Raw genomic sequence first — 21,404 nt, 5'->3', positions numbered from 1 at the left:
CTTTGATATAATCGTATAAGCAAAAACAATCATTTTCTACCTATATAAATATGCCCTTACATCTATATCGCCTATCTATGTTTCTAATAAGAACCTTGCCCTCCATTCAAATTATCCTTAACAAACTCAAGTTGAGGAAGTACTATCAGTGTTTCGTCCTCGCGGTCTTCCTGCTTCCAGTATAATATGTGGTTTACTTTTGCGGACAAGGGTTTATATCCCCTGTCTGTGAATTTTCTCATTTCCTCTCTGAATTTTCCGGAGAAAATGATAACCCTGTTTCCTCTTTCATCCATGCACCCATTTTCATCAAACTTCATAACATCTCCGCTGTTTAATGCTTCAACATATCTTCTTGTTTTATAAAAATGAGATAGGAACACATCCTTGTATTTAAGCTGAAGCACTATAAGCTCAGAGGGCGGATACTCATTGTTATCGTGCTCATATGTAAATCCTCTCCTAATCATGTCTAAAAATCCTGTTTTCCTTTCAAGGTAGCTTCCGTTATAATGAATGGATAGAGTCTTTCTTGCTCTTGTCATACCTACGTAAAGTTGTCTCTTTACCTCCTCGGAATCAGGAATCATATCCTTCAGCATCATGATTACATGGTCGAATTCCCTGCCCTTGGATTTATGGATTGTTGAAACGGTTATTCTTTCCTCATTTCTGTAAAAATCTTCTTCAGAAGACTCCTTAATGAAAAGCAGAAAATCTGTCTTGTATTTGATTTTGCCAGCGGTGTATTCAAAATCCTCAATTATTTGCTTTAAGAGCTCAAGATTTTCACTTATTTTAAACCTTTCAAACGTCTTTCTTTTGGCATACTCCCATACCTCATCCCTTATTACGTGTGTTTCACCTGTTAATTTTAATTCATCCATAAAACTTCGTACTTCAATGAGATTTCTTAGCTCATATTTTTCTCCGCGCTGAATCATCCCCGCTTTTATACCGTTTCTATCAAGCAAAGAAAATATCTGAAGTGCTTCTTCATTCGTTTTTGCAAGAATGCAGGTTGATCCGTATATTCCTTTACTCACAAGCCTGCTTACCAAGGGCACAATTAAATTGCCATCCTTATATTGCACTATCCCAACACTTCCCTTTTCCTTTGAAGCGGCTGAAATAGGTGTTTTTTTGAGACGGTTATCCATAGTCCTTACAAAATCATTACTGAAATCAACAATGCTTCTGCTGCTCCTGTAATTTTCCACAAGCTCATACAGCCTTGAATTTTCCATATTTAAAATATTGCTCATATATTTTGAATCGGAACCCCTGAAGGAATATATATTCTGATCATCATCTCCGACTGCTATTAATCTCATGTCATCATTTTTTGCTATAAGTGCATTTACAAGCCTGTACTCATTCTTGTCCATGTCCTGAGCCTCGTCTATTACAAACACAAGCTTGGTTATTTTTGAAGGTTCAACCTCTCCGCTCTCTATGGCTGTGGCTGCCCGACTTATTATGTCAGCGGACTTTTCCACATTTCCTACCTGCCCAAGCAGGTCGAAGCAATAGGAATGAAATGTTTTTATTTCAACGTAATTTGCTGCGCTTCCTATAAGCTCCGTCAATCTTTTTTTGAATTCCGTAGCTGCGGCTCTTGAGAATGTAATCATCAGAAGCTGCTCATGCTTCACATCCTCCATGAGCAAAAGTGAAGCAAGCTTGTGAACAAGTATTCTTGTTTTTCCACTTCCCGGTCCTGCAGCTACCACTATGTATTTTGACTCCTTGTCGTTTATGATACTCAGCTGTGCAGGTGAAAGCTGTCCGAACAGCTGCCTGAATTTTTCGGGTGATATGTTTTGCTGTATTTCATCGCCCTTGGGCCCTTTGAAATATTTTTTCAGAAATGAACTGTATTCTAGACGGAAATAGTCATCCACAAAACGCAAGGCAGCCTTGTAGTCTTCCAGCATCTTTCTTGCATACTCACCGACTATGTGTATCATTTCCGTTTTTTGCTTGTAGTAATTCTTGAGATTTTTATAATCCTCTGTTTTGTACCTTATTTTGTTATCTTTCACAAGCCTTTCGATGCTGAAGGCGTTGTATGTTACAAGGAATCCTCCATCCAGCTTTAATGCGCCTATTTTGGAAAGATAGTATATAGAATCCTCGATTTGATGCGGAGTTGCACTTTTATTCATAAGCTGCATGTGAAAGTTGTATTCCTCCATAAGCTCAAGTACCGAAAATTCCACTGTTGATTCTTTTTTCGCATTAATTTCGTCAAGGTACTTCAATATGAATTCAGCAATACGCCATCTATCTTCTAATTCCTCTAAAGCCTTTGAATTTTCTTTAGTAAGCATAATTTTAATAAAGTTTTTGTTACGAGGTGATGTATTCCTTTTTATGAGCCCTTTCACATTCCAGAAATTCAATATCGTCTTAATTTTATCAGTATTAGGCTTCTTCACACCTTTTTCTACTGCAAGTTCATTCAACTCCTTTATGTTTTTAACAGATTGTGTCTGGGAAATCTGAGAAAGGATGAATCGCTCCAGCTCCATATATCCTAAAAGAATACCCGCAGGCTTGTTTCCGAAGCCGCTTTCCTCCGCATATGCCGTAAGGTCCTTTGCATCGGATAAAATTCCGGCTTGACGCATAAGCTGTATTATGTGAAGCACCTGGGCCTTTTCTATTCCAAGACGGTCGGAAATATAATCAACCCGAGCCTCAGCCTCCTGCTCGTTACCCCTGCTGCGGCTTCTTGCAGAAATAAGCTTATTTATTATCCTTATGGCCTGCTCTTCCTCTTTCTCATTAAAAAGTCCCGAGTTTCTTATTTTTACCGCAGCCTCTGCAGAATTTCTCGCCATTATGCTGTCCGCATACACCCTTGGCATATTCTGTCCGCGCTTAATATATCCTGCATTTTCCAGCGCAGCAATTGCTGTTTTCACTCTTGTTTCAATATCATTTACACCGTCGTCCCAGCCTGCGTCCCTAGCTATTTCAAGCGCCGAATTTGACATGCGCGCCCTTGTTCTTGTGGCACCCTTTATGGCCTTCCACACCTGCTGAATTTCCTGTATACTTATTTTTGTCTGGTTTAAAAGCAGAAAATGCTTGTTTAAATCCTCGTCATTGAACAACACAAAGCACTGGGCATTTATATTCTGATCTCTGCCTGCCCTGCCTGCTTCCTGGACATAGTTTTCAAGTGAATCTGAGATGTCGTAGTGGATTACCATTCCCACATCCTTTTTATCCACACCCATTCCAAAAGCCGAGGTAGCAACCATTATATCCACCTCGCCTCTTGTAAAGTCATCCTGGTTTTTGCTTTTTTCTGTTTTATCCATACGTCCGTTGTATGCTCTTGCCGAATACCCGTCCTGAGTCAGTCTCTGGGCAAGGTCCAGGGATTTCTTTGTTCTGGAAACATATATTATCGTAGGGCAGTTATTATATTCAAGCAGGCTTCTCACAGCCTCATATTTTTCCGACTCTTCCTTTTTTATTACCTTGTATGTGAGGTTTTTCCTTTCGGAGCTCGCGGTAAAAAGCTTAAGCTCCAAATTGAGATTTTTCTTGAAATACTCTCGTATGTCGTCTATTACATTCTGCTTTGCTGTCGCGGTAAAACAGGAAACCGGTATCATATATCCCAGGTTTTTCTTTTCGCAGATTTTCTTTATAAACTCCGCTATATAAAGGTAATCTACCCTGAAATCCTGTCCCCATGCCGAAAAACAATGTGCCTCATCTATTACGAAGCGTGCAATTTTACGGTCCTGCAAGAGCTTTTCTATGGATTTTGATCTCAGTGATTCCGGCGAAATATACAGTATGTGGGCTTCTCCGATTTCAACCCTCCTGATCGCCTCCATTCTTTCTATAGGGTCAAGAAGCCCGTTGATTGTCACAGCATCGGTGATATTGTTCTTTTCCAGGTTATCAACCTGATCCTTCATAAGAGACTGCAGAGGAGATATTACCACTGTAAGAGACTTGGTATTCTTTCCTGCCATGAGGGCCGGGACCTGAAATGTAATTGATTTCCCTCCGCCGGTAGGAAAAACCGCAAGCAATGAATCTCCACCCACAGCAGTTTTCACAGCCTGCTCCTGCAAAGGAACACCGTCAAATTTTCTGTAAGCATCATAGCCGAAGAATCTCTTGAGCCCTCTGACAGCATCCATCATTTCATCGCAGAACACACAGCCTTCCGCACATATTGTACCTCTCAATTTGTTCATTACAGAATCAACAAAAGGATACCTCATGAGTATCCACGGAGGGGTTATGGAATATTCGTCATCTGCATATATGAGAGATAAGCAGTAGGCAAGCTCAGTACCATGTGCTCGCATAAGCTGCTCAATATCGGCATGCTCGCATATCTTCCCGTGAAAACACTCTCTTATTTCAACCTCTCCCAATGATTTATCGCACTTATATCCGATATATGAGAAGAAATCCCGGAACTCCTGCTTATCATCCAGCAATATGAAGTATATACGCTTAATTTCATCCGGAAGCGACCTGAATTCCTCAACCTCATCATAAAACAAGTCTCTTGCCTTTTTTGAATCGTTCAGAGGATTATTAAGCTCATCTGTCTGAAGCTTGTCATCCTTTACGAGCGCATGATATGGTTTTTGAGGAAATAAAAGGGCAGAGAGATGCAGGGTATCAATAACACCCATGCAGCTGAACTGCCCGATATATTTATTTAAATATTTCATATCATGATATATAATATTATGTCCGCACAAAAAATCAGATTCCCTGAGAAATCTTCTGACAGCATCCAAAGAAGCATCATGCATGCTCTCACCACTTGACCTTATAGCTCCGAAATCAGCTATTTTCCCTGTTTCCGGCACAACTTCCGCATCTATAAATGTAATCGCTCTCATAATTATGACCCGCTTCAAACATATTATCTGACATTTTAATCCATTATATACCATGAAGTGCGTATTTTCAATAGGTAAAGAGTATTTATACGCATCTTCCTTATACTATATATCAAATATTTCAGCAAGAAATGCATTACCGCATACCATAGTTGTATATATGAATCATAATATAGTCTTTTTTGCTTAAATACCTTAGTTAATCCCAACTTAATTATTTCTCATCAAATATCTTATAATATAATCAACATCTTCAGAGTTAAATGCCCTAATATTTTTGTTCGATTTCAGTAACACATTCGCTTTTAATTTTTCCTACCAAAAATTGCAGGGCATCAATAACATGCGTCCTGATGTCGCCGCCTATCAGCACATACATTATATCATCACCCAGCTCAAGATGTCCTTCATTAAGCCAGACCCTGATATGAAAGATACCTTCCATCTTATAGGTTTCGGCAATTGCTGCATCAACCTTTGCCGCATCGTATGCAAATTCCATTCCTTTTACTAATGACCCGTCGTCAACACCCTGTCGCACCTTGAGTTTGGGCGTTTGACGCACAACGCCGTTATGGACCAGAAACATCCCTTCCTGTAAAGCCGCCAAATCATTTTTTGCTTCTTTGAGCCATTCGTCAACAGACGGTGATTGTTTTTTCAAGTTTTCATTAATCATATACTAATACTCTCCCTATAAATTAATTGCAAATCAGATAAATCAAAAACAATATATCCGCTTCATATATTGTGTAATTATATCTCTATCAGATCATACCGGACAGAAATCCTATCACTAAGGCTTTGCCCGTTCTGACATAGAGCCACGTGTAATATTTACAAGTAATATTTACAGTATATACTCATTCGCCTGCATTTTCTATATAATTTTATTGTTATTACAATTCTTTATTCCATCACATTTCAGCAAAACGTCCCCCCGGCTTTCTTTTCTTAAACTCTGGTAAGATTTTTAGCTCCGTTAATTACAACATTTAATTCAGGCGTTCTTTCAATTGTATCTTTCATCGGACAGCGGCTTTCTACAAAATCAACAAATTTTTCAATCTCTTCTTTTGTATTATTTGCATCAATAAACCACTTTGTAGTTATTTTCCTGAATCCGACTCTTAAATCCACATTTGCATTATTGCCTTGAATCATGTTCTGCAGCGCATCAGTGTCAATTTCACCTTCCATTTCTATTTGTATGTCACCCAGATGAATATTGCATCTTTCATAGGTCATTTTGGCAACCATATATTTACAGCCGGCCAAAGCATTCAGCAACGCTTCTCCTGGATTCATCCCTCCGTTTGATCCCCCCATTTCTTCAGGTTCATCCAAGATAAATGATTTGTTTCTTGCCGTACATTCAACCTTGTATGTTCCGCCGGCAGATCTTATTTCAGTTTTTAGTGTTTTAATTCCCATTAAATTACCTCCAATTAATTTATATAGCTTAGTATAATAAAAAGGTAAATTAATTATTCAAGTCACTTTTATTTCCCCGGACGATACACTCAATCTTATAAACTATTCTGATTTACCCATTCCAAACATCATTGAGTTTTGATAGTGTCAAGTTACTTTCTGAAAATAAAAGCTTAAATCCCCTTAGTAAAATTAAGCACTTGCTTTCCACGAATCTCTCCCAATGATTTATCGCACTTATATTCAACATATGAGAAGAAATCTCGGAACTCCTGCTTATCTCCCAGCAATATGAAGTATATATGCTTTATTTCATCTGGAAGCGATCTGAATTCTTCAACCTCATCATAGAAAAGATCTCTTGCCTTCTTGGAATCATTCAGATGGTTATTGAGCTCATCTATCTGAAGCTTATCGTCCTTTACCAGTGCATGGTACGGTCTAAGGGCAGACAGAGGCAAGGTGTCAATAACACCTGCACAACTGAACTGCCCTATATTTTTATTCAAATATTTCATATCCTAATCTATAATAATAGCTCCGAAATCAGCTATTTTACCTGTTTCATGTACTACTTCTGTATAATACCCCGCTGCCCACAACTATTATCAAAACCATTTCATTCTAAAAGTTGTATTATTTTTACATATTAATTATATATATCCAGTGCTGAACAATCAAACAATATTAATATATAGTGTTATAATCAGAATTTTTATTTGCAATACTCTTTCTTCAATATATCCATATAAACATCATCATAAAATTTGCCTTTCAAATAATATGACTCTCTTCTTCGCCCAATTTCTTTAAACCCTACTTTCTTATAGCAACTTATTGCTCTTTCGTTAAATGAAAACACCTTCAGCATTATATTGTTTAAATTTAAGTAGTCAAATCCGTAACTTACCAATAAATCAAGCGCATCCTGTCCGTATCCTTTGCTGCGATTTTCTTCATCTCCTATGAACAGTCCTACTTCTGCACATTGCCTAAGCTGCATGATTCCATGAAACCCACAGTTTCCTATTAGCTTATCATCTTCAAGCCTTATTATTGCAAACTGATATCCGCTTGTGTTTTTTGATAACCATTCCTTCTCACTTTCAAGGGAAACAGTGGCACTTGATGTTCCTATTCCGTCCGTTACATTGAAATCATTAAGCCACTTAACATAAATTTCCGCATCATCGATGTTTATAGGTGATAAATAAACTTTACTTCCTTCCAACTTTTTAAAATACTTCATTCTCTACCTCCGCATAATTACAAATAAATATTACCATGCTCTTCACTCCTATCTACTCTGCTGTCACAGTTTTAATGTTTTTTGCTTTATCACTATAACGGATTTTCACTAACAGATATTATATTATTATCAACTTTGCTTAGCAGCTCTTCCTCTACTTTTTTAATTAATAGAGTCTGAATGTTCGGATATGTTAATTTTGATGGAAGTTTATCAAACATACACACCTTTTCCATTTCTGATTCTGGAATACTTTCTAATGATTTTACATCTGCATAGCACAGCATCCCGAAGGCTTCTTCACCGCTGTCATTCAACATATTTTTACCTGTCATAGAATATACGCACACTGGTATTAAATCAAATTCACTTGCTCCTGTTTCTTCAAGCAGCTCTCTTTTAGCGGTATCCATAATTCCCTCATTTTCTTCTCTGTATCCGCCAGCAACTTCATATGTGTCCTTGCCCTTGTGCTTACAAAAAATCCATTTACCTTTGTACCTTGCAACAATCACAGCAAACTTTAATAATTCATCATCAATATCTTCGTAAAATTTAATTTCTACCATAAGAACACCTACTTAATTATTTATATATTTACTTGCTTATAAATCTAATAGTATCTTCAATAATTTTACTGGTTTTTTCTCCTTCGTTAAATGCATCAAACCCGTGCTCCCCTTCCGGGTGCATGTTGAATTCTACTTCACAACCTAAATTTTTCGCTTCTTTAATGAAATAATCATTACAGTTAGGACTATATATATCATCCAAATAACCCATTACAATTAAAAATTTAGGTAATCTTTCAGGATCCATAATTTTAATAATGCTCTCATCTATTTTGCCATAATAAACTACTATTTTATTTATAAATCCTGTATTTATTTCAATAACGTTTTTAACACCGATTTCTACTCCTGAAGAAAACGCAAGAAAATTTATATTGTTGATATTAAGCATCAAATCATTGTAATTATTACTGATAAAATTTACAAAATCTTTTATATCCTGCGGGTTATCTTCTGGTCTCCAATTAAAAACAACAGCATTAAATCCTGATGCCGCTAACACCTTACCCCATGATTGAAAAAGTTGAACATCCTTAATGCTTTTAATTGAAGAGCTCCCATGAATTAAAGCAACAGTTGGAATATCAGAAATCTTAGAATTATTTGAATAATAGATATCAAATTTTAAAACTGCTCCGTCACTGCCCTTATAAACAATATCCTTCCTTGTCTTTACCTCATCCATACCAGGACGCGTGTATAATAAATCCACAATTTTACCCCCTCATAAGTAATAATTACTATGAATATTCAATTATAAATTGTTTAATTATAACACTAATGTTAAGCTGGCACAATATGGAATATTTATTTATATCAAAAAAATTATTCCATATAATGTTAATTTAAAAATTAGACAGACAAAAAGGTAAAAATAAGGTAAAATGAAACTGTTGAAAATAAAAAGCCCGATAGAGCATTTTTTTGTATTCATATAAATATAAATGTGTATAGAGGTAGTACTATGGAACTTATGAAAAATATATTTAATAATAGGAGATATATTGACGGAATAACAATAATTGACCTAAATGGGGAGATTCTTTTTACTGCAAAATTTAATAATAAGCTCAACTCTGATGCAGATGAAAATTATGAAGTTGTAGGGAAGAAATTTCTTGATATTTATGAAGGCCTTGATGAAAGCAACAGTTCTACATATCAGTCAATGATTCATGGCGTTCCTTTTTATGTAGAAAACCAACAGCTTAAAGCTAAGGGAATGCCTTCAATACAGATTACTTCACTATCTATTCCAATAAAGTCAAGTAACAAGATTGTAGGTGCGATAGACCTGTCTGTAAGCGAATTTGAAGATAAACACGGGGACAATATTGAAATCGATTCGAATATGTATGAGAAGCATCAAAAATCAATGATGGATGCCGCTACATTTGGAAATAACACTGTTGACAAGCTGGAAGTCCATGTCAACAGAGCATACCACTTCACAGAAGATATAATATCTAACAATCAAAAAATGAAAGAGTTAAAAAGATATATTAAAGTAGCTGCCGGATGCAATTTGCCTACTTTAATATATGGTGAAACTGGAACTGGAAAAGAACTTTTTGCCCATGCTATTCACAATGAAAGTGACCGTAAAAATAATCCTTTTATTGTTCAGAATTGCGCGGCCATACCTGATAATCTTTTGGAAAGCATATTGTTCGGAACCGCAAAAGGGGCGTTTACGGGAGCAGTTGATAATACCGGACTTTTGGAACTTGCCGATGGAGGTACTATTTTTTTGGACGAAATAAACTCTATGCCTCAGCACCTTCAGTCCAAACTGCTGCGAGTACTGCAGGACAAAACATTCCGCAGAATAGGCTCTAAAGAAGAAAAAACTGTGAATATAAAAATTATAGCAGCTATTAACAAGGACCCCGCAAAGGCTATTGAGGATGGCTCCCTCAGAAAGGATATTTATTACAGACTAAGTGCCATAAGCTTCAATATTCCGCCTCTAAAAGACAGAAAAGATGATATACCTCTGCTGACAAATTATATTATTTCAAAATATAACAGTGTCTTCAAAAAAAAGATTAAGTATGTAACAAACAATTTGTACAAGAAACTTGAAGAATATGAGTGGCCGGGAAATGTTAGAGAACTGGAGAATATCGTTATATATGGCCTCAGCATGGTAGACTCTTCGGAAGAAACATTGAGATTTGCCGATATAGAACCTAAATATAATCAGCTTATGAATTTGCATATAAATGAACATACAAAAATAGAACCACTAACAGATATGGTTAATCAATATGAAAAGTCAATAATTGAAAATGTTTTGGAAAGCACAAGCTTTAATATTACAAAAGCTGCAGGCATTTTAAATGTCCCGAGGCAGACATTGCAAAGAAAAATAAAAAAATACGGCATTATATAGCGCCCAAAAATGATGTGCACAACGCTCATTTATGGGCGTTTTTTATTGCGATTATTTTTATCTAAAATCCCCAAAAGCTTCTTACGTTGAAATTTAACAGTTTATAAAAAAATTAAATAATTATATTGTTGGCATGCTTATTGCTGAACTAATAATTAAAATACTTTTTAAGGAGGCAAAAATTTTGATTTTTGGCGTATTGAAAGACATAAAACAGGGAGAATGCAGAGTAATAGCCACGCCATCAGAGGTTGCGACTATAGTTGAAGACGGACATAAAGTGCTTGTGCAGAGAAACGCAGGTACAGGAGCAGGTTTTTGTGATGAGGAATATGAAGATGTAGGAGCTGAAATGGTTGATACCATGGAGGAAATATACCAAAAATCCGATTTGGTTGCAAAGGTTAAAGAAATAGAACCGATGGAATATGGACTTTTGAAAGAAAATCAAGTAATATTTACTTGCATACATCCTGCAGCCCACAAAGAAGAGGTTCAGGCATTGCTTGATAAAAAAGTTATCTCGTTTACGGCAGAGGATTCTCACAGATATGGCTCTCCTAATTGCGAAGCCGCCGGAAAACAAGGAGCGCTTATGGGACTCGAATCGCTTTTATCTATTAACGGAGGTAAAGGTAAATTTGTAAGCGGACTTGCCGGAGCTCCTGGTATAAAGGTACTGATACTTGGAGGCGGTATAGTAGGAAAAAATTCGCTTCAGGTTCTTCAATCTCTGGGAGCATGGGTAACAGTTATGGATGTAAATATTGCAACCCTTCGTGAAATAGGTAAAATGTACAGCGAAAAGGTAAATACTCAGATATCAACAAAGTACAATATTAAAAAGCTCCTGCCTGATATGGACCTTGTTATTAACTGCGTTAAATGGCCAAAAGGCAGCAAGGAATTTTTAATTGACAGAGAAATGGTAAAATCTATGCAGAAAGGTTCGGTTATTGTAGATATAAGTAATGACTATGGAGTGATAGAAACCTTTAGAGAAACGACTCACGAAAATCCAAGATATATCGAAGAGGGAGTAGTACATTATTGTGTAAGTAATATTCCGGGAGCCATTGCAAACTCTACCTCAGTTGCTTATGCTGCTTCAGTGCTTCCCCATATCAGAAGCATACTGAATAATGGAATAGAAAAGGCCTGTATCAAGGATGGATTTCTTAGAAGAAGCATGACTACTTATAAAGGATACCTTACTCATGAGGAAACCAGCGCTCTGCAAAACAGACCGTGGATATCTCCGGAGGAAGTACTTAACATTTCAAATGAAAAACTTGATCCGGCACCGCCGGCTACAATTACAAGATCAAATAATAAATTGAGTATAGGAGGTTAATGTAAATATGGAAGAAGTAGTAAACATGGGAATAATATCAATTGTACCCTCGCTTTTGGCAATAGTATTGTCATTCGCAACAAGAAACACAGTCGTTTCATTGGCATTTGCATGTATTGTAGGAGTATTGCTTGCAGGCCAGGGGCTTATGGGTTTTCCAACTCTGCTCAAAACAAGTTTAGGAACAACCAGTTTTTCGTGGGTTATGCTCTTAAATACATTTATAGCCATATTGGTTGCATTTTTCCGAAAAACAGGTGCTATTCAAGGATTTTCACAGTATATTCAGAATAAAAATTTAAGCAGAAAATCCATTCAACTTGTTGCGTGGATATTAGGTGTCTTCGTATATTTCAGCGATTCTTTCAGTCCTTTATTTGTAGGTACTACCATGAGAAACATTTCCGACAAGGCAAAAATATCCAGAGAAAAGCTGTCTTATATTGCCGATTCCGGAGCAGCTCCCGTAAGTGTACTTGTTCCTATAACCGGATGGGCTGCCTACTTGAGCGGGCTGGCAATCGGTATTGGAGCAATTGCTACTCAGGAGGATGCCATGGAACTGTTCATCGGTGCCATGCCGTTTAACTTTTATGCACTGATAACAATAGCATTTGTAGGACTAATTTCCTCAGGTATAATTAAAGATTTCGGTCCTATGAAAAAGGCTGAAGAAAGGGCAATTAATGAAGGAAAAGTCTTAAGAGACGGCGCCAATCCGCTAATTGGAAGAGAACTTACAGAAATGGAACCCTATGAAGGTATAAAGGAAAGAGTATTTCTGAATTTTATACTTCCTGTTGTAATGATTATGGCAATTGCCATAGGTACCTATATAAAATTGAAATCTGCCAAAACAATGGAAGCATTTCTGTTTGTAATGATATTTATGGGAATAAGCATGTTTATTCAGGGTGTTCCGTTCAATGTCATCATGGGAACTGTTACAGATGGAATAAAGGGTGCTGTCCCAGCCATAATTATACTGGCTTTAGCATATTCCATCAATGCTCTCAGCAAGACAATGGGAACCGCAAACTATATAATTTCTGTCAGTGAAGGATTCTTAAGTCCTCAGCTTCTTCCCTGCATCATATTTTTAATTGCGTCTATTATGGCATTTGCAACGGGAAGTTCCTGGGGAACATTTGCCATATGTATGCCTATCGCCCTTCCTCTTGCATTTAATTTCACGGGAGGAGAAGTAACAGTATTAGTCATGTCATGCTTTGCTGCCGTAGCAGGAGGAGGAGTTTTCGGCGATCACTGTTCGCCTCTTTCCGATACTACCATACTCGCATCTACAGGAGCTGCTGCAGATCATATCGACCATGTTAAAACACAGTTGCCATATGCCCTTATATGCGGCAGTATTGCCATAATCGCCTACTTAATAATAGGATTCACAAGCATATAATGTCAGGTTTTTTCATAAAACAAATATTAACAAAACCCGGAAGCACCACTTCCGGGTTTTGTATGTAACTAGTTATATTTTAATTTTTCCCTGTAGCACCTGATATAGCCCTGCATACTTCGCAAGGTGAATAATAATCTGAAACATCAATGGCAACACCGTTATTTTTTGCGACCCTAATCATACCGGATATGCCGCGTTCCAGCAATGCCTTTGTATACATATTTTTATATGGATTGTATTCACTAATTATCTCTAGGATACTGCTGTCCATAATATTACCGATAGGAAAACTGCAGGCAAAGACATCTCCGTTGTAATCAACCGACAATTCACTTACCATATCGAGACGTGTTGTATACAGCTCGTCTCCGCATTTAAAATTCATATTCAGCGGCTTCTTATCAAAATATTCCGAAAGATACTTTACAGCATTCCCTGACGGAAACATGCTGTCTCCATCATTTCTTTCAATATGAAGCTCATCAAAAAATGCAAGGCATTCCTTTGTCCTAGTATTATAAATATTATCATCTGACTTATCTTTTACCCATGTCGGCTGCAATCTTAATCTTCCACCATAATTTTCACACAATGCCCGCGCAAAACAGTACACCAGTTTTAGCGGAAGAAATTCAGCGTGGAAGCAGTCTACAGACAATAAAATATCATTGACACCGGAATCATTTAATTTTTTTGCAACTTCAACAATACGTTCTTCATTTTTTGAAAAACATCCGTTTGTAATGAGCTGTCGGTTAGGTATATTATATTCACTAGCTTTTTTATGAATAGCGCATACAATTTCAGGATACAATAACGCCTCTCCTCCAAATGTCATTATTGACTTAACATTATAACAAGACGCAATATCCTTCAATGCTTCTACTGCTTTATCTTCATCAATTTTTTTGTTCCCAGGCAAATCTCCCTGCGAACAATGTCTGCATTTTCCAGTGCAGGTGTTTGTAATTGTAAATTCAAGTCTTTCAATCGTTTTTATATATTTATTATAACAATGCATACTGTGCTCCTTTTAATTAATTTGACGGTGTAATCAATCTTTAAAATCAAACTAACTCAGTACAGCTGCAACTGCCAACATGTTTTATAGCTTAATTAACCTCAATACAATCTGCCGGCAGACTATTTCAACTGTACTGAGTATTTATCTCGTTTATCGCTCAAAAACTTCACCCCTTTAAAAAAATTAATATGTACTTCATAAGCTTATATTATATATTTTCAATGCTTTATGTTACGTCATAATTATCAATATTTCACTTAATTAATTTAATAAATTCCCCATAGCCCTCCTTTTCCATTTGGGACAATAGTATAAATTTCAGCGCGGCACTGTTAACACAATATCTTAATCCTCCGTCTTCAATAGGTCCGTCATTAAATACATGACCCAGGTGCGAGTCACTGTTCCTACTTCTAACCTCAGTCCTCTCCATTCCAAAACTCCTGTCTCTTTTATAGACGATCAGTTCCTTGTCTATTGGCTTTGTAAAGCTGGGCCAGCCGCACCCTGACTCAAATTTGTCTGCGGATATAAAAAGAGGTATTCCCGTCACAACATCTACATAAATCCCCTTGTCCATATTGTTCCAATATTCGTTGTCAAATGGAGGCTCAGTGTAGTTTTTTTGCGTTACATTATACTGGTCATCTGTCAGTTTTTGCCTTATTTCCTCATTAGAAGGCTTCTTATATTTCCCCAATTCAATTTTCTTGTCCATGCTTCTCCCTTCGTATTGTGCATATTATTATTCCAGGTTGACAATCCACGCATCTCTTATGTAATCGTCCACAATTTTTTTTGATAAGTTAAACCAACTTTTACACTCATCCAATAAAATTGAATCCCCAGTCACTATTCTTCCCATTTTTGATAAAACTGCGTCAACATTTGGTATAAGCTCTATATCAACAGGCATATTCCACGATTCAGAACACTCCGCAATCCTGCTTTTAAGCCTCCCTGAATTTGACACAGGCGAATCCAGATAAAATTTAACCTCAGGCACCTCAAGTTCATTTAACTCCCGGCCTATGAGCTCTAAAGCCTTCTCCGTCTTGTCGATTACCTTGTATGTTCCTCTCAATCCTGCCAAATCTCTGAGCACTCCGTCTCTGCCGAGAAGTACAACGCTTCCAGACAGTGCAACCTCTAATGTTATAATTAGGTTAAACCCGTCAATAAATAAGCAGCCATCCCTTGCTTGACGCCAAGGAAGCATTGAGGACTTTCTCATTTCATACTGAGCTCTTGTTGAAGTAGTTCTTTGAAGAGCTGTTCTCGCCCTTGCTGTAAGGAGATAGTGATTTCCTATCAACCCTATAACCGGCTTTATTTTATAACCTCTTTCCAAAAGCCACTGAACTTCTTCCTGAGCAGTTCTAAGCTTTTCAACATTTTCTTCCGAAAAGCTCTTAACATCCTCAGGATCAAATCCTCTTCTTTTTATTTTAGAAGTCAATATAATCCCCTGCTTTCTTTATTATAGATATATCTCGCCATCATATATTAAACTATTATACCCAATAATATTTGCCATATATGCATGCTAAGCTGCGGGTAATTTTTTAAATCTATTACAAAAAATTTCTGTCTCTCTTCTGTTTTTTAATATAACAACCTTTTGTCTGTATTTGTTAATAGTATCGGCATATTGCTTTTTCTTTGCTTTTGACCTACCATCACGCAAAATCCATTTCAAAAACTCAAAGTCGAGCTTTTCGTCACATCCTTCCGCCATGCTTTCTCTTACTTTTCCCTTGTATCTCATGTATCTGATAAATGCCTGAAGCAAGCATGTGATTCTTGAGAAGTTCATGTAAACAATCATATCTGCCTCTTCCATTCTCCGCTCTCTTAATAACTTCGTATAATTTCCGTCAACAATCCAGCTATTATTGCTATCCAAAAAATCCTTAACCAATTTAACGGCAGCTTCTTCATCTCGTTCTTTCCATCCCGCCTCAAATTGAATAGTGTCCATGTACAGCACAGGACTTCTGTAAACTTTTCCCAAAAATCCTGCTAAAGTTGATTTGCCAGATCCGCTGTATCCGATAATCGCAATTTTCATATTTGCTCCCTCAAAACAAATTTCTTTGCTATATTGTATCATATTTTTATGCAATATCCCATCAATTTGTCAAGAATACCCAGCATAAGACTCATTATAAAAACAGAGAATAAATGAATACATCTACTCTCTGTTTGCATTACAATATTCAATTCAGAACAACATGCTCTGGAAATTTGTTTCCTCTCAAGTATGCGTCGGTTTTCATTTTCTTCTTTCCGGGCATCTGTATTTCTTTCAATATTACAACCCCGTCGGCAGTAGCTACATATATGCCTTCACTTTCAGACTTTATTACATATCCCGGTTCATGATTTGATTTTTCTTGGGTATATTTTGTTTCATATACCTTTACCTTCTTTTCTTCCATCGTAAAATATGCGGCAGGCCATGGGGACAGTCCTCTTACAAGATCGTGAATATTCTTTGCGCCTGAATTCCAGTTTATCCTGCGGTTTTCGTTGTTAAACATAGGCGCGTAATCAGAAAGTGAATCGTCCTGCTTTTCAGGAATTATATCATTTTTTTCCAGCTTATCTATTGTTTCAATTAAAAGATCTGCTCCCTTATGCATTAAAATATCATGAAGAACACCCACATTCATATCTTCATCTACGTGAGTTTCCGCTTTTAACAGCATATCTCCTGTATCAAGCCCAATATCCATTTTCATGGTGGTTACACCTGTCTTTGTTTCTCCGTTGATTATAGCCCAATTTAGGGGAGCAGCACCTCTTAGTTTCGGCAGCAGAGAAGCATGAACGTTGATGCATCCGTACTTAGGAAGCTCCAATATCTCCCTGCTTAGTATCTGTCCGTACGCAACAACTACAATTGCATCCGGATTATGTGATTTAAGTATTTCAATATTTTCTTTATCTTTGATTTTATTGGGCTGAAAAACAGCTAAGCCTAACTTTTCAGCTTCTTCCTTAACTTCGGATTTTTTTAGTTTTTTCCCTCTGCCATATGGTTTATCAGGCTGAGTTACAACCAAAGCTACCTCATGCTTTTCATAAAGCAGTTTTAGCGTCGGAACTGCAAATTCCGGAGTTCCCATAAAAATTATTTTCATCTTACCACCTATTTATTTTTTTACTCTGTCTATAAACAATATTCCATCCAAGTGATCGACCTCATGGCATATTGCCCTTGCCAGAATACCCTCTGCTTTCAATGTGACCGGTTTTCCGCTATCATCTGTATATTCAACTGTTACATTCATAGGTCTGTTCACATTGCCCTTCTTTTCAGGCACACTGAGACAACCTTCCTGCCCCAGCTGCTCTCCAGATTTCTTTATTATCTTTGGATTAATCATTTTGTATACATTGCCGTCATCTACATCTATTACAACAGCTCGCTTCAAAATTCCAACCTGAGGCGCTGCAAGTCCCACTCCGTCATTTTCATACATTGTTTCCAGCATGTCATCAAGAAGTGTCTTTATTCTGTCATCAACTGCACCTATCTCCTTGCTTTTCTTTCTTAATATTTCATCGCCTTCATATCTTAAATTTCTTAATGCCATAAATCCTCCTACTATCTAAATTGTATCTGTATTTACATTTATACTTACTCTGATATTTTCAATATCCTTTTCCATGTAAACTCTGCGAAGTATCTTCCTCAGCTCGTGAAGCGCATTATTGGAAGCTTTCATAAACAGGTTTATTCTATACTCATTGTTTACCTTGTAAATCGAATGCGGTACTGGTCTGTATAAAAGCAGGCTTCTTCCTTCAACCATATGCTTAACAGACTCTTTAATTTCTTCATATTTCTCAAAGGCGGTTTTATTAACCAACTCTTCATTTTTTGATATCAAGCATATATTTATTATATTAATAAATGGCGGAAATGCAAATTCTTTTCTTAATTTAAGCTCTTGATTTATAAAAAAATCATAGTTATTGTCCTTTGCCGCATTTATTATGTAATTTTCAGGCTCATATGTCTGCACAAATACTTTTCCTTTTTTGCTTCCTCTTCCAGCTCTTCCGCTGACCTGGGTTATGAGCTGGAACGTCTTCTCGCTGGAATTATAAAAAGGTAGGTTCAAAATTGCATCGGCAGACAAAACTCCAACCGTTGTAACCTCCGGAAAATCAAAACCTTTTGCAAGCATTTGCGTTCCGATTAAAATATCTATCTTTCCTTTTTTAAATTCTCTGTAAATATTTTCGTAGGAATCTTTGCCTGTCATTGAATCAAAGTCCATACGTTCAGTTACAGCCTTAGGGAACAGCTGTTTGATCAGCTTCTCTACATGCTGGGTTCCTGCGCTGAACTGCTCAATTTTTTCACTGCCGCATTTTGGGCATTTAAATAACATCTTTTTTGTTCTTCCGCAGTAATGGCATTTCAGCATATTGCCTCTTACATGGTAGGTCATGGAAACATCACAGCGGTCGCATCTTGCAACATAGCCGCACTTCTTGCATGACACAAACCCGGAGTATCCACGCTTGTTTAAAAACAATATTACCTGTTCGTGATTTTTGAGGGATTCTTTAATACTTATATACAGTTCCTCGCTTATTATGGTATTGTTACCCTTGTCAAGTTCACTGCTCATATCTATAATTTTAATATCAGGCATTTGATTATTTACACGTTTTTTCAAATCAATTTTTTTAATCTGCCCTTTTCTCGCCATATAGTACGTATTTATAGAGGGGGTTGCCGAACCGAGGATTACTTTTCCTCCCAGTTCGTGGGACATTTTTATTGCAACCTCTTTTGTATCATATTTTGGTGATGTAGATGAAATATAGCTGTCTTCATGCTCTTCGTCGATTACTATTACACCCAGATTTTTAATGGGTGCAAAAATCGCCGAACGTGCCCCTATAACAACATCAACCTCGTGGTTATATACCTTATACCACTGTATGAATTTTTCCTTCTTAGTCAGCTTAGAATGAAATACTGCTATTTTGTTTCCAAATCTTTTTTCAAATCTATCAATAGTCTGAGCTGTAAGTGATATTTCCGGGACCAGCATAATAGACTGCTTATTTTCATTTATGTAATGCTCTATTATATTCATATATACTTCTGTTTTACCGCTGCCGGTTACACCGTGAAGCAAAAACACCTTATCTTCTGACGAAATAATTTCGTCACAGGCATTTTGCTGCTCTTCATTGAGACATAAGCCTTTGTAGGCCTTTCTGTCATTATCCTGATTATACAGTATGAATTCTTCATTCAATATGTTTTTCTTAATCAAATTCGTAATTACAGCTGATGATACGCCAAGTTCCGATGATAGCCTCTTAAAACTGACTTTATCATTTTTTTTAAGATATTCTATTACCTTAATCTGATTTTCCGTCTTATTTATGTTATATTCTTCTAGCTCCTTATCCTCAGCAAGAAACACATACTTTTCATATGCACTTTTTGCACCTATTCTCTCGCTGCTTACTTCCTTAACTGCATTTTTTTGCTTCAGGCTATCAATCACGCTATAGACGTCATATCCCCCATACGCCTTTTTTAATTTGTCCAATTCGGAAACACCTGACTTTATTATTTTAAGCAGTTCGTTCTCTTTTTCACTTAATTCTGACTGATCAGGGCATGAGTCCATAATCTTGAGCCTGATATTATGCTTATATTGTATCATTGACGGAATCATAAGCCTTATACTGTCAGAGTACTTACATATATATCTTTCTCTCATCCAAAATGACAATTTAATCATTTCATCGCTAACGACTGCTTCATCGTCCAATACGTCCATTATTTCTTTAAGCTTTTCCTCAGGTAAATCGCATGAATTTTCCACTGATACTACCAGCGCATCAATCATGTGCTTGTTTCTTCCGAAACTTACCTTTACCCTCTTTCCTGTTTGAACTATATTTTCATATTTCTCCGGAACAGCATAGGTAAAAAGTCTGTCGGTGCTTTTTGAATTGTTGTTTAAAATAACCTGAACAAAGTAGTTATACATAAATACTCCAAGATGTTATTAGTTAACGATGTCGTTTAAAGTAGCCTGCCGATCATTGTTTTTGCATTTTATTATATCATATATATTAACTTTTAAAACCTTTAATTTGTTTTTATTGCACAAATAGAATGCTCAATAAAATAGGTATGTCAGGTAACTGGTTGTCTCTTCCATCCTTTTTTTAACAACCAATTCCGTATTGCTGTGATTAAGCATGCAAGTATTTTCTGCTCCTAAACTGTTCATGATTTTCAAAATCACAGCTATGCTTGGCGGTGAATCCAGGTTATCATTTGAAAATGTCATAATTTTATTAATGTCTCGCCTTTCTATGGCCTCCATAGTTATTGAATCCATTCTGTTTGCACTATCCAAATCAAGATAATGGGAAAAGTCCACGGATGCAATAAAAATCGTCTTGTCTATATCAACATTTTCGCAAATATACTGAACCATACGTTCTATATCTTTTTTCTTTATCTGCTTCGTTACGGCAAGTGATACCACTTGAGCATCTCCTAAGTAATATTTCACAAATGGAATTATACCGGAAATAGAATGCTCAGAAGTTAATTTATAATCATTTTCTTCTATAAAATCATTTTTCAAAAGTTCTACTGTAATTTTTTTATCTGTTTTAAGAACTCCAAATGGGGTCTGCCAGTTTTTTAGTGTTGTAAAAGTCTTGCCCGCATCAGCACTTTCGTGGTCTGGTCCGATTAAAACCACAGTTTCGTATTTGTTATTTACAATATTTTGAAACACTTCATGAATTAAATCCTTGGCAGTCAAATGGTGCGGCAGTATACATCCCCGTATACTGCCAGCATTGACCTTTGTTTCAAAATTCTTTATATTTATGAAGTACTTTTCGTCATAATATATGCACTTCAGATTTTCAGCTCTTCGATAATAAATATTATCATTGTTTCCTTCGATGTTGATTTTTCCCGTAATCAATATTATTAAAGCAACAATTAATACTATTGAAACAGCGAAACATTTCTTTACACGCATTTTATACCTGCC

Annotated in this window: 17 protein-coding genes and 1 pseudogene; 3 read left to right on the top strand and 15 right to left on the bottom strand. The window is 36.6% G+C overall.

What is annotated here, in order from left to right:
- Positions 1 to 83: 83 nt before the first annotated feature.
- The 7 genes from RBQ61_RS10540 to RBQ61_RS10510 all read right to left on the bottom strand — a co-directional run bounded on the left by RBQ61_RS10540 (position 84) and on the right by RBQ61_RS10510 (position 8,859).
- The gene (locus RBQ61_RS10540; RefSeq protein WP_308137284.1) at positions 84 to 4,892 is read right to left on the bottom strand and encodes a RecQ family ATP-dependent DNA helicase; all 4,809 of its coding nucleotides are present in this window, start codon (positions 4,890 to 4,892) and stop codon (positions 84 to 86) included.
- Positions 4,893 to 5,160: 268 nt separating this feature from the next.
- The gene (locus RBQ61_RS10535; RefSeq protein ID WP_308137283.1) at positions 5,161 to 5,571 is read right to left on the bottom strand and encodes a molybdenum cofactor biosynthesis protein MoaE; all 411 of its coding nucleotides are present in this window, start codon (positions 5,569 to 5,571) and stop codon (positions 5,161 to 5,163) included.
- A gap of 275 nt (positions 5,572 to 5,846) precedes the next feature.
- Entirely contained in the window at positions 5,847 to 6,326 is a 480-nt protein-coding gene (locus RBQ61_RS10530) for an OsmC family protein (RefSeq protein ID WP_308137282.1), read from the bottom strand.
- Positions 6,327 to 6,499: 173 nt separating this feature from the next.
- Positions 6,500 to 6,844 (bottom strand): hypothetical protein, encoded by a 345-nt coding sequence (locus RBQ61_RS10525; RefSeq protein WP_308137281.1) that lies wholly within the window; start codon positions 6,842 to 6,844, stop codon positions 6,500 to 6,502.
- Between the two features lie 197 nt (positions 6,845 to 7,041).
- Positions 7,042 to 7,575, bottom strand: coding sequence for a GNAT family N-acetyltransferase (locus RBQ61_RS10520; RefSeq protein ID WP_308137280.1), 534 nt, complete (start codon positions 7,573 to 7,575; stop codon positions 7,042 to 7,044).
- A 92-nt stretch (positions 7,576 to 7,667) separates the two neighbouring features.
- Positions 7,668 to 8,144: an NUDIX domain-containing protein gene (locus RBQ61_RS10515; RefSeq protein ID WP_308137279.1), complete on the bottom strand. Its 477-nt coding sequence runs from the start codon at positions 8,142 to 8,144 to the stop codon at positions 7,668 to 7,670.
- A 28-nt stretch (positions 8,145 to 8,172) separates the two neighbouring features.
- Complete coding sequence (locus RBQ61_RS10510) at positions 8,173 to 8,859, bottom strand: hypothetical protein (RefSeq protein WP_308137278.1); 687 nt, start codon at positions 8,857 to 8,859, stop codon at positions 8,173 to 8,175.
- Positions 8,860 to 9,111: 252 nt separating this feature from the next.
- On the opposite strand from RBQ61_RS10510, the gene RBQ61_RS10505 reads away from it, so the two are divergent.
- From RBQ61_RS10505 to RBQ61_RS10495, 3 genes are all read left to right on the top strand, one after another.
- The gene (locus tag RBQ61_RS10505) at positions 9,112 to 10,542 is read left to right on the top strand and encodes a sigma-54-dependent Fis family transcriptional regulator (RefSeq protein ID WP_308137277.1); all 1,431 of its coding nucleotides are present in this window, start codon (positions 9,112 to 9,114) and stop codon (positions 10,540 to 10,542) included.
- Positions 10,543 to 10,726: 184 nt separating this feature from the next.
- Entirely contained in the window at positions 10,727 to 11,896 is a 1,170-nt protein-coding gene (locus tag RBQ61_RS10500) for an alanine dehydrogenase (RefSeq protein WP_308137276.1), read from the top strand.
- 7 nt (positions 11,897 to 11,903) lie between these two features.
- Entirely contained in the window at positions 11,904 to 13,313 is a 1,410-nt protein-coding gene (locus RBQ61_RS10495; RefSeq protein WP_308137275.1) for a Na+/H+ antiporter NhaC family protein, read from the top strand.
- A 79-nt stretch (positions 13,314 to 13,392) separates the two neighbouring features.
- On the opposite strand, the gene RBQ61_RS10490 is transcribed toward RBQ61_RS10495, so the two are convergent.
- From RBQ61_RS10490 to amrB, 8 genes and pseudogenes are all read right to left on the bottom strand, one after another.
- Positions 13,393 to 14,337, bottom strand: a complete 945-nt coding sequence (locus RBQ61_RS10490; protein WP_308137274.1) for a radical SAM protein — start codon at positions 14,335 to 14,337, stop codon at positions 13,393 to 13,395.
- 256 nt (positions 14,338 to 14,593) lie between these two features.
- Positions 14,594 to 15,040: pseudogene (gene msrB / locus RBQ61_RS10485) on the bottom strand (peptide-methionine (R)-S-oxide reductase MsrB); the annotation flags it as partial.
- A gap of 45 nt (positions 15,041 to 15,085) precedes the next feature.
- Positions 15,086 to 15,799 (bottom strand): DUF434 domain-containing protein, encoded by a 714-nt coding sequence (locus RBQ61_RS10480; protein WP_308137273.1) that lies wholly within the window; start codon positions 15,797 to 15,799, stop codon positions 15,086 to 15,088.
- An 87-nt stretch (positions 15,800 to 15,886) separates the two neighbouring features.
- A complete protein-coding gene (locus RBQ61_RS10475) occupies positions 15,887 to 16,411 on the bottom strand; it encodes a DNA topology modulation protein (protein ID WP_308137272.1) in 525 nt (174 codons plus the stop codon).
- Positions 16,412 to 16,559: 148 nt separating this feature from the next.
- Complete coding sequence (gene fmt / locus RBQ61_RS10470; protein ID WP_308137271.1) at positions 16,560 to 17,486, bottom strand: methionyl-tRNA formyltransferase; 927 nt, start codon at positions 17,484 to 17,486, stop codon at positions 16,560 to 16,562.
- A gap of 12 nt (positions 17,487 to 17,498) precedes the next feature.
- A complete protein-coding gene (def, locus tag RBQ61_RS10465) occupies positions 17,499 to 17,942 on the bottom strand; it encodes a peptide deformylase (RefSeq protein ID WP_308137270.1) in 444 nt (147 codons plus the stop codon).
- A gap of 15 nt (positions 17,943 to 17,957) precedes the next feature.
- Positions 17,958 to 20,375, bottom strand: coding sequence for a primosomal protein N' (gene priA, locus RBQ61_RS10460; protein WP_308137269.1), 2,418 nt, complete (start codon positions 20,373 to 20,375; stop codon positions 17,958 to 17,960).
- 132 nt (positions 20,376 to 20,507) lie between these two features.
- Complete coding sequence (gene amrB, locus RBQ61_RS10455; RefSeq protein WP_308137268.1) at positions 20,508 to 21,392, bottom strand: AmmeMemoRadiSam system protein B; 885 nt, start codon at positions 21,390 to 21,392, stop codon at positions 20,508 to 20,510.
- Between the last annotated feature and the right edge of the window lie 12 nt (positions 21,393 to 21,404).

The organism is Sedimentibacter sp. MB35-C1 (assembly GCF_030913635.1).
In the GTDB taxonomy this organism is placed as follows: domain Bacteria; phylum Bacillota; class Clostridia; order Tissierellales; family Sedimentibacteraceae; genus Sedimentibacter.
This window is presented reverse-complemented; position numbering and strand designations above follow the sequence as displayed.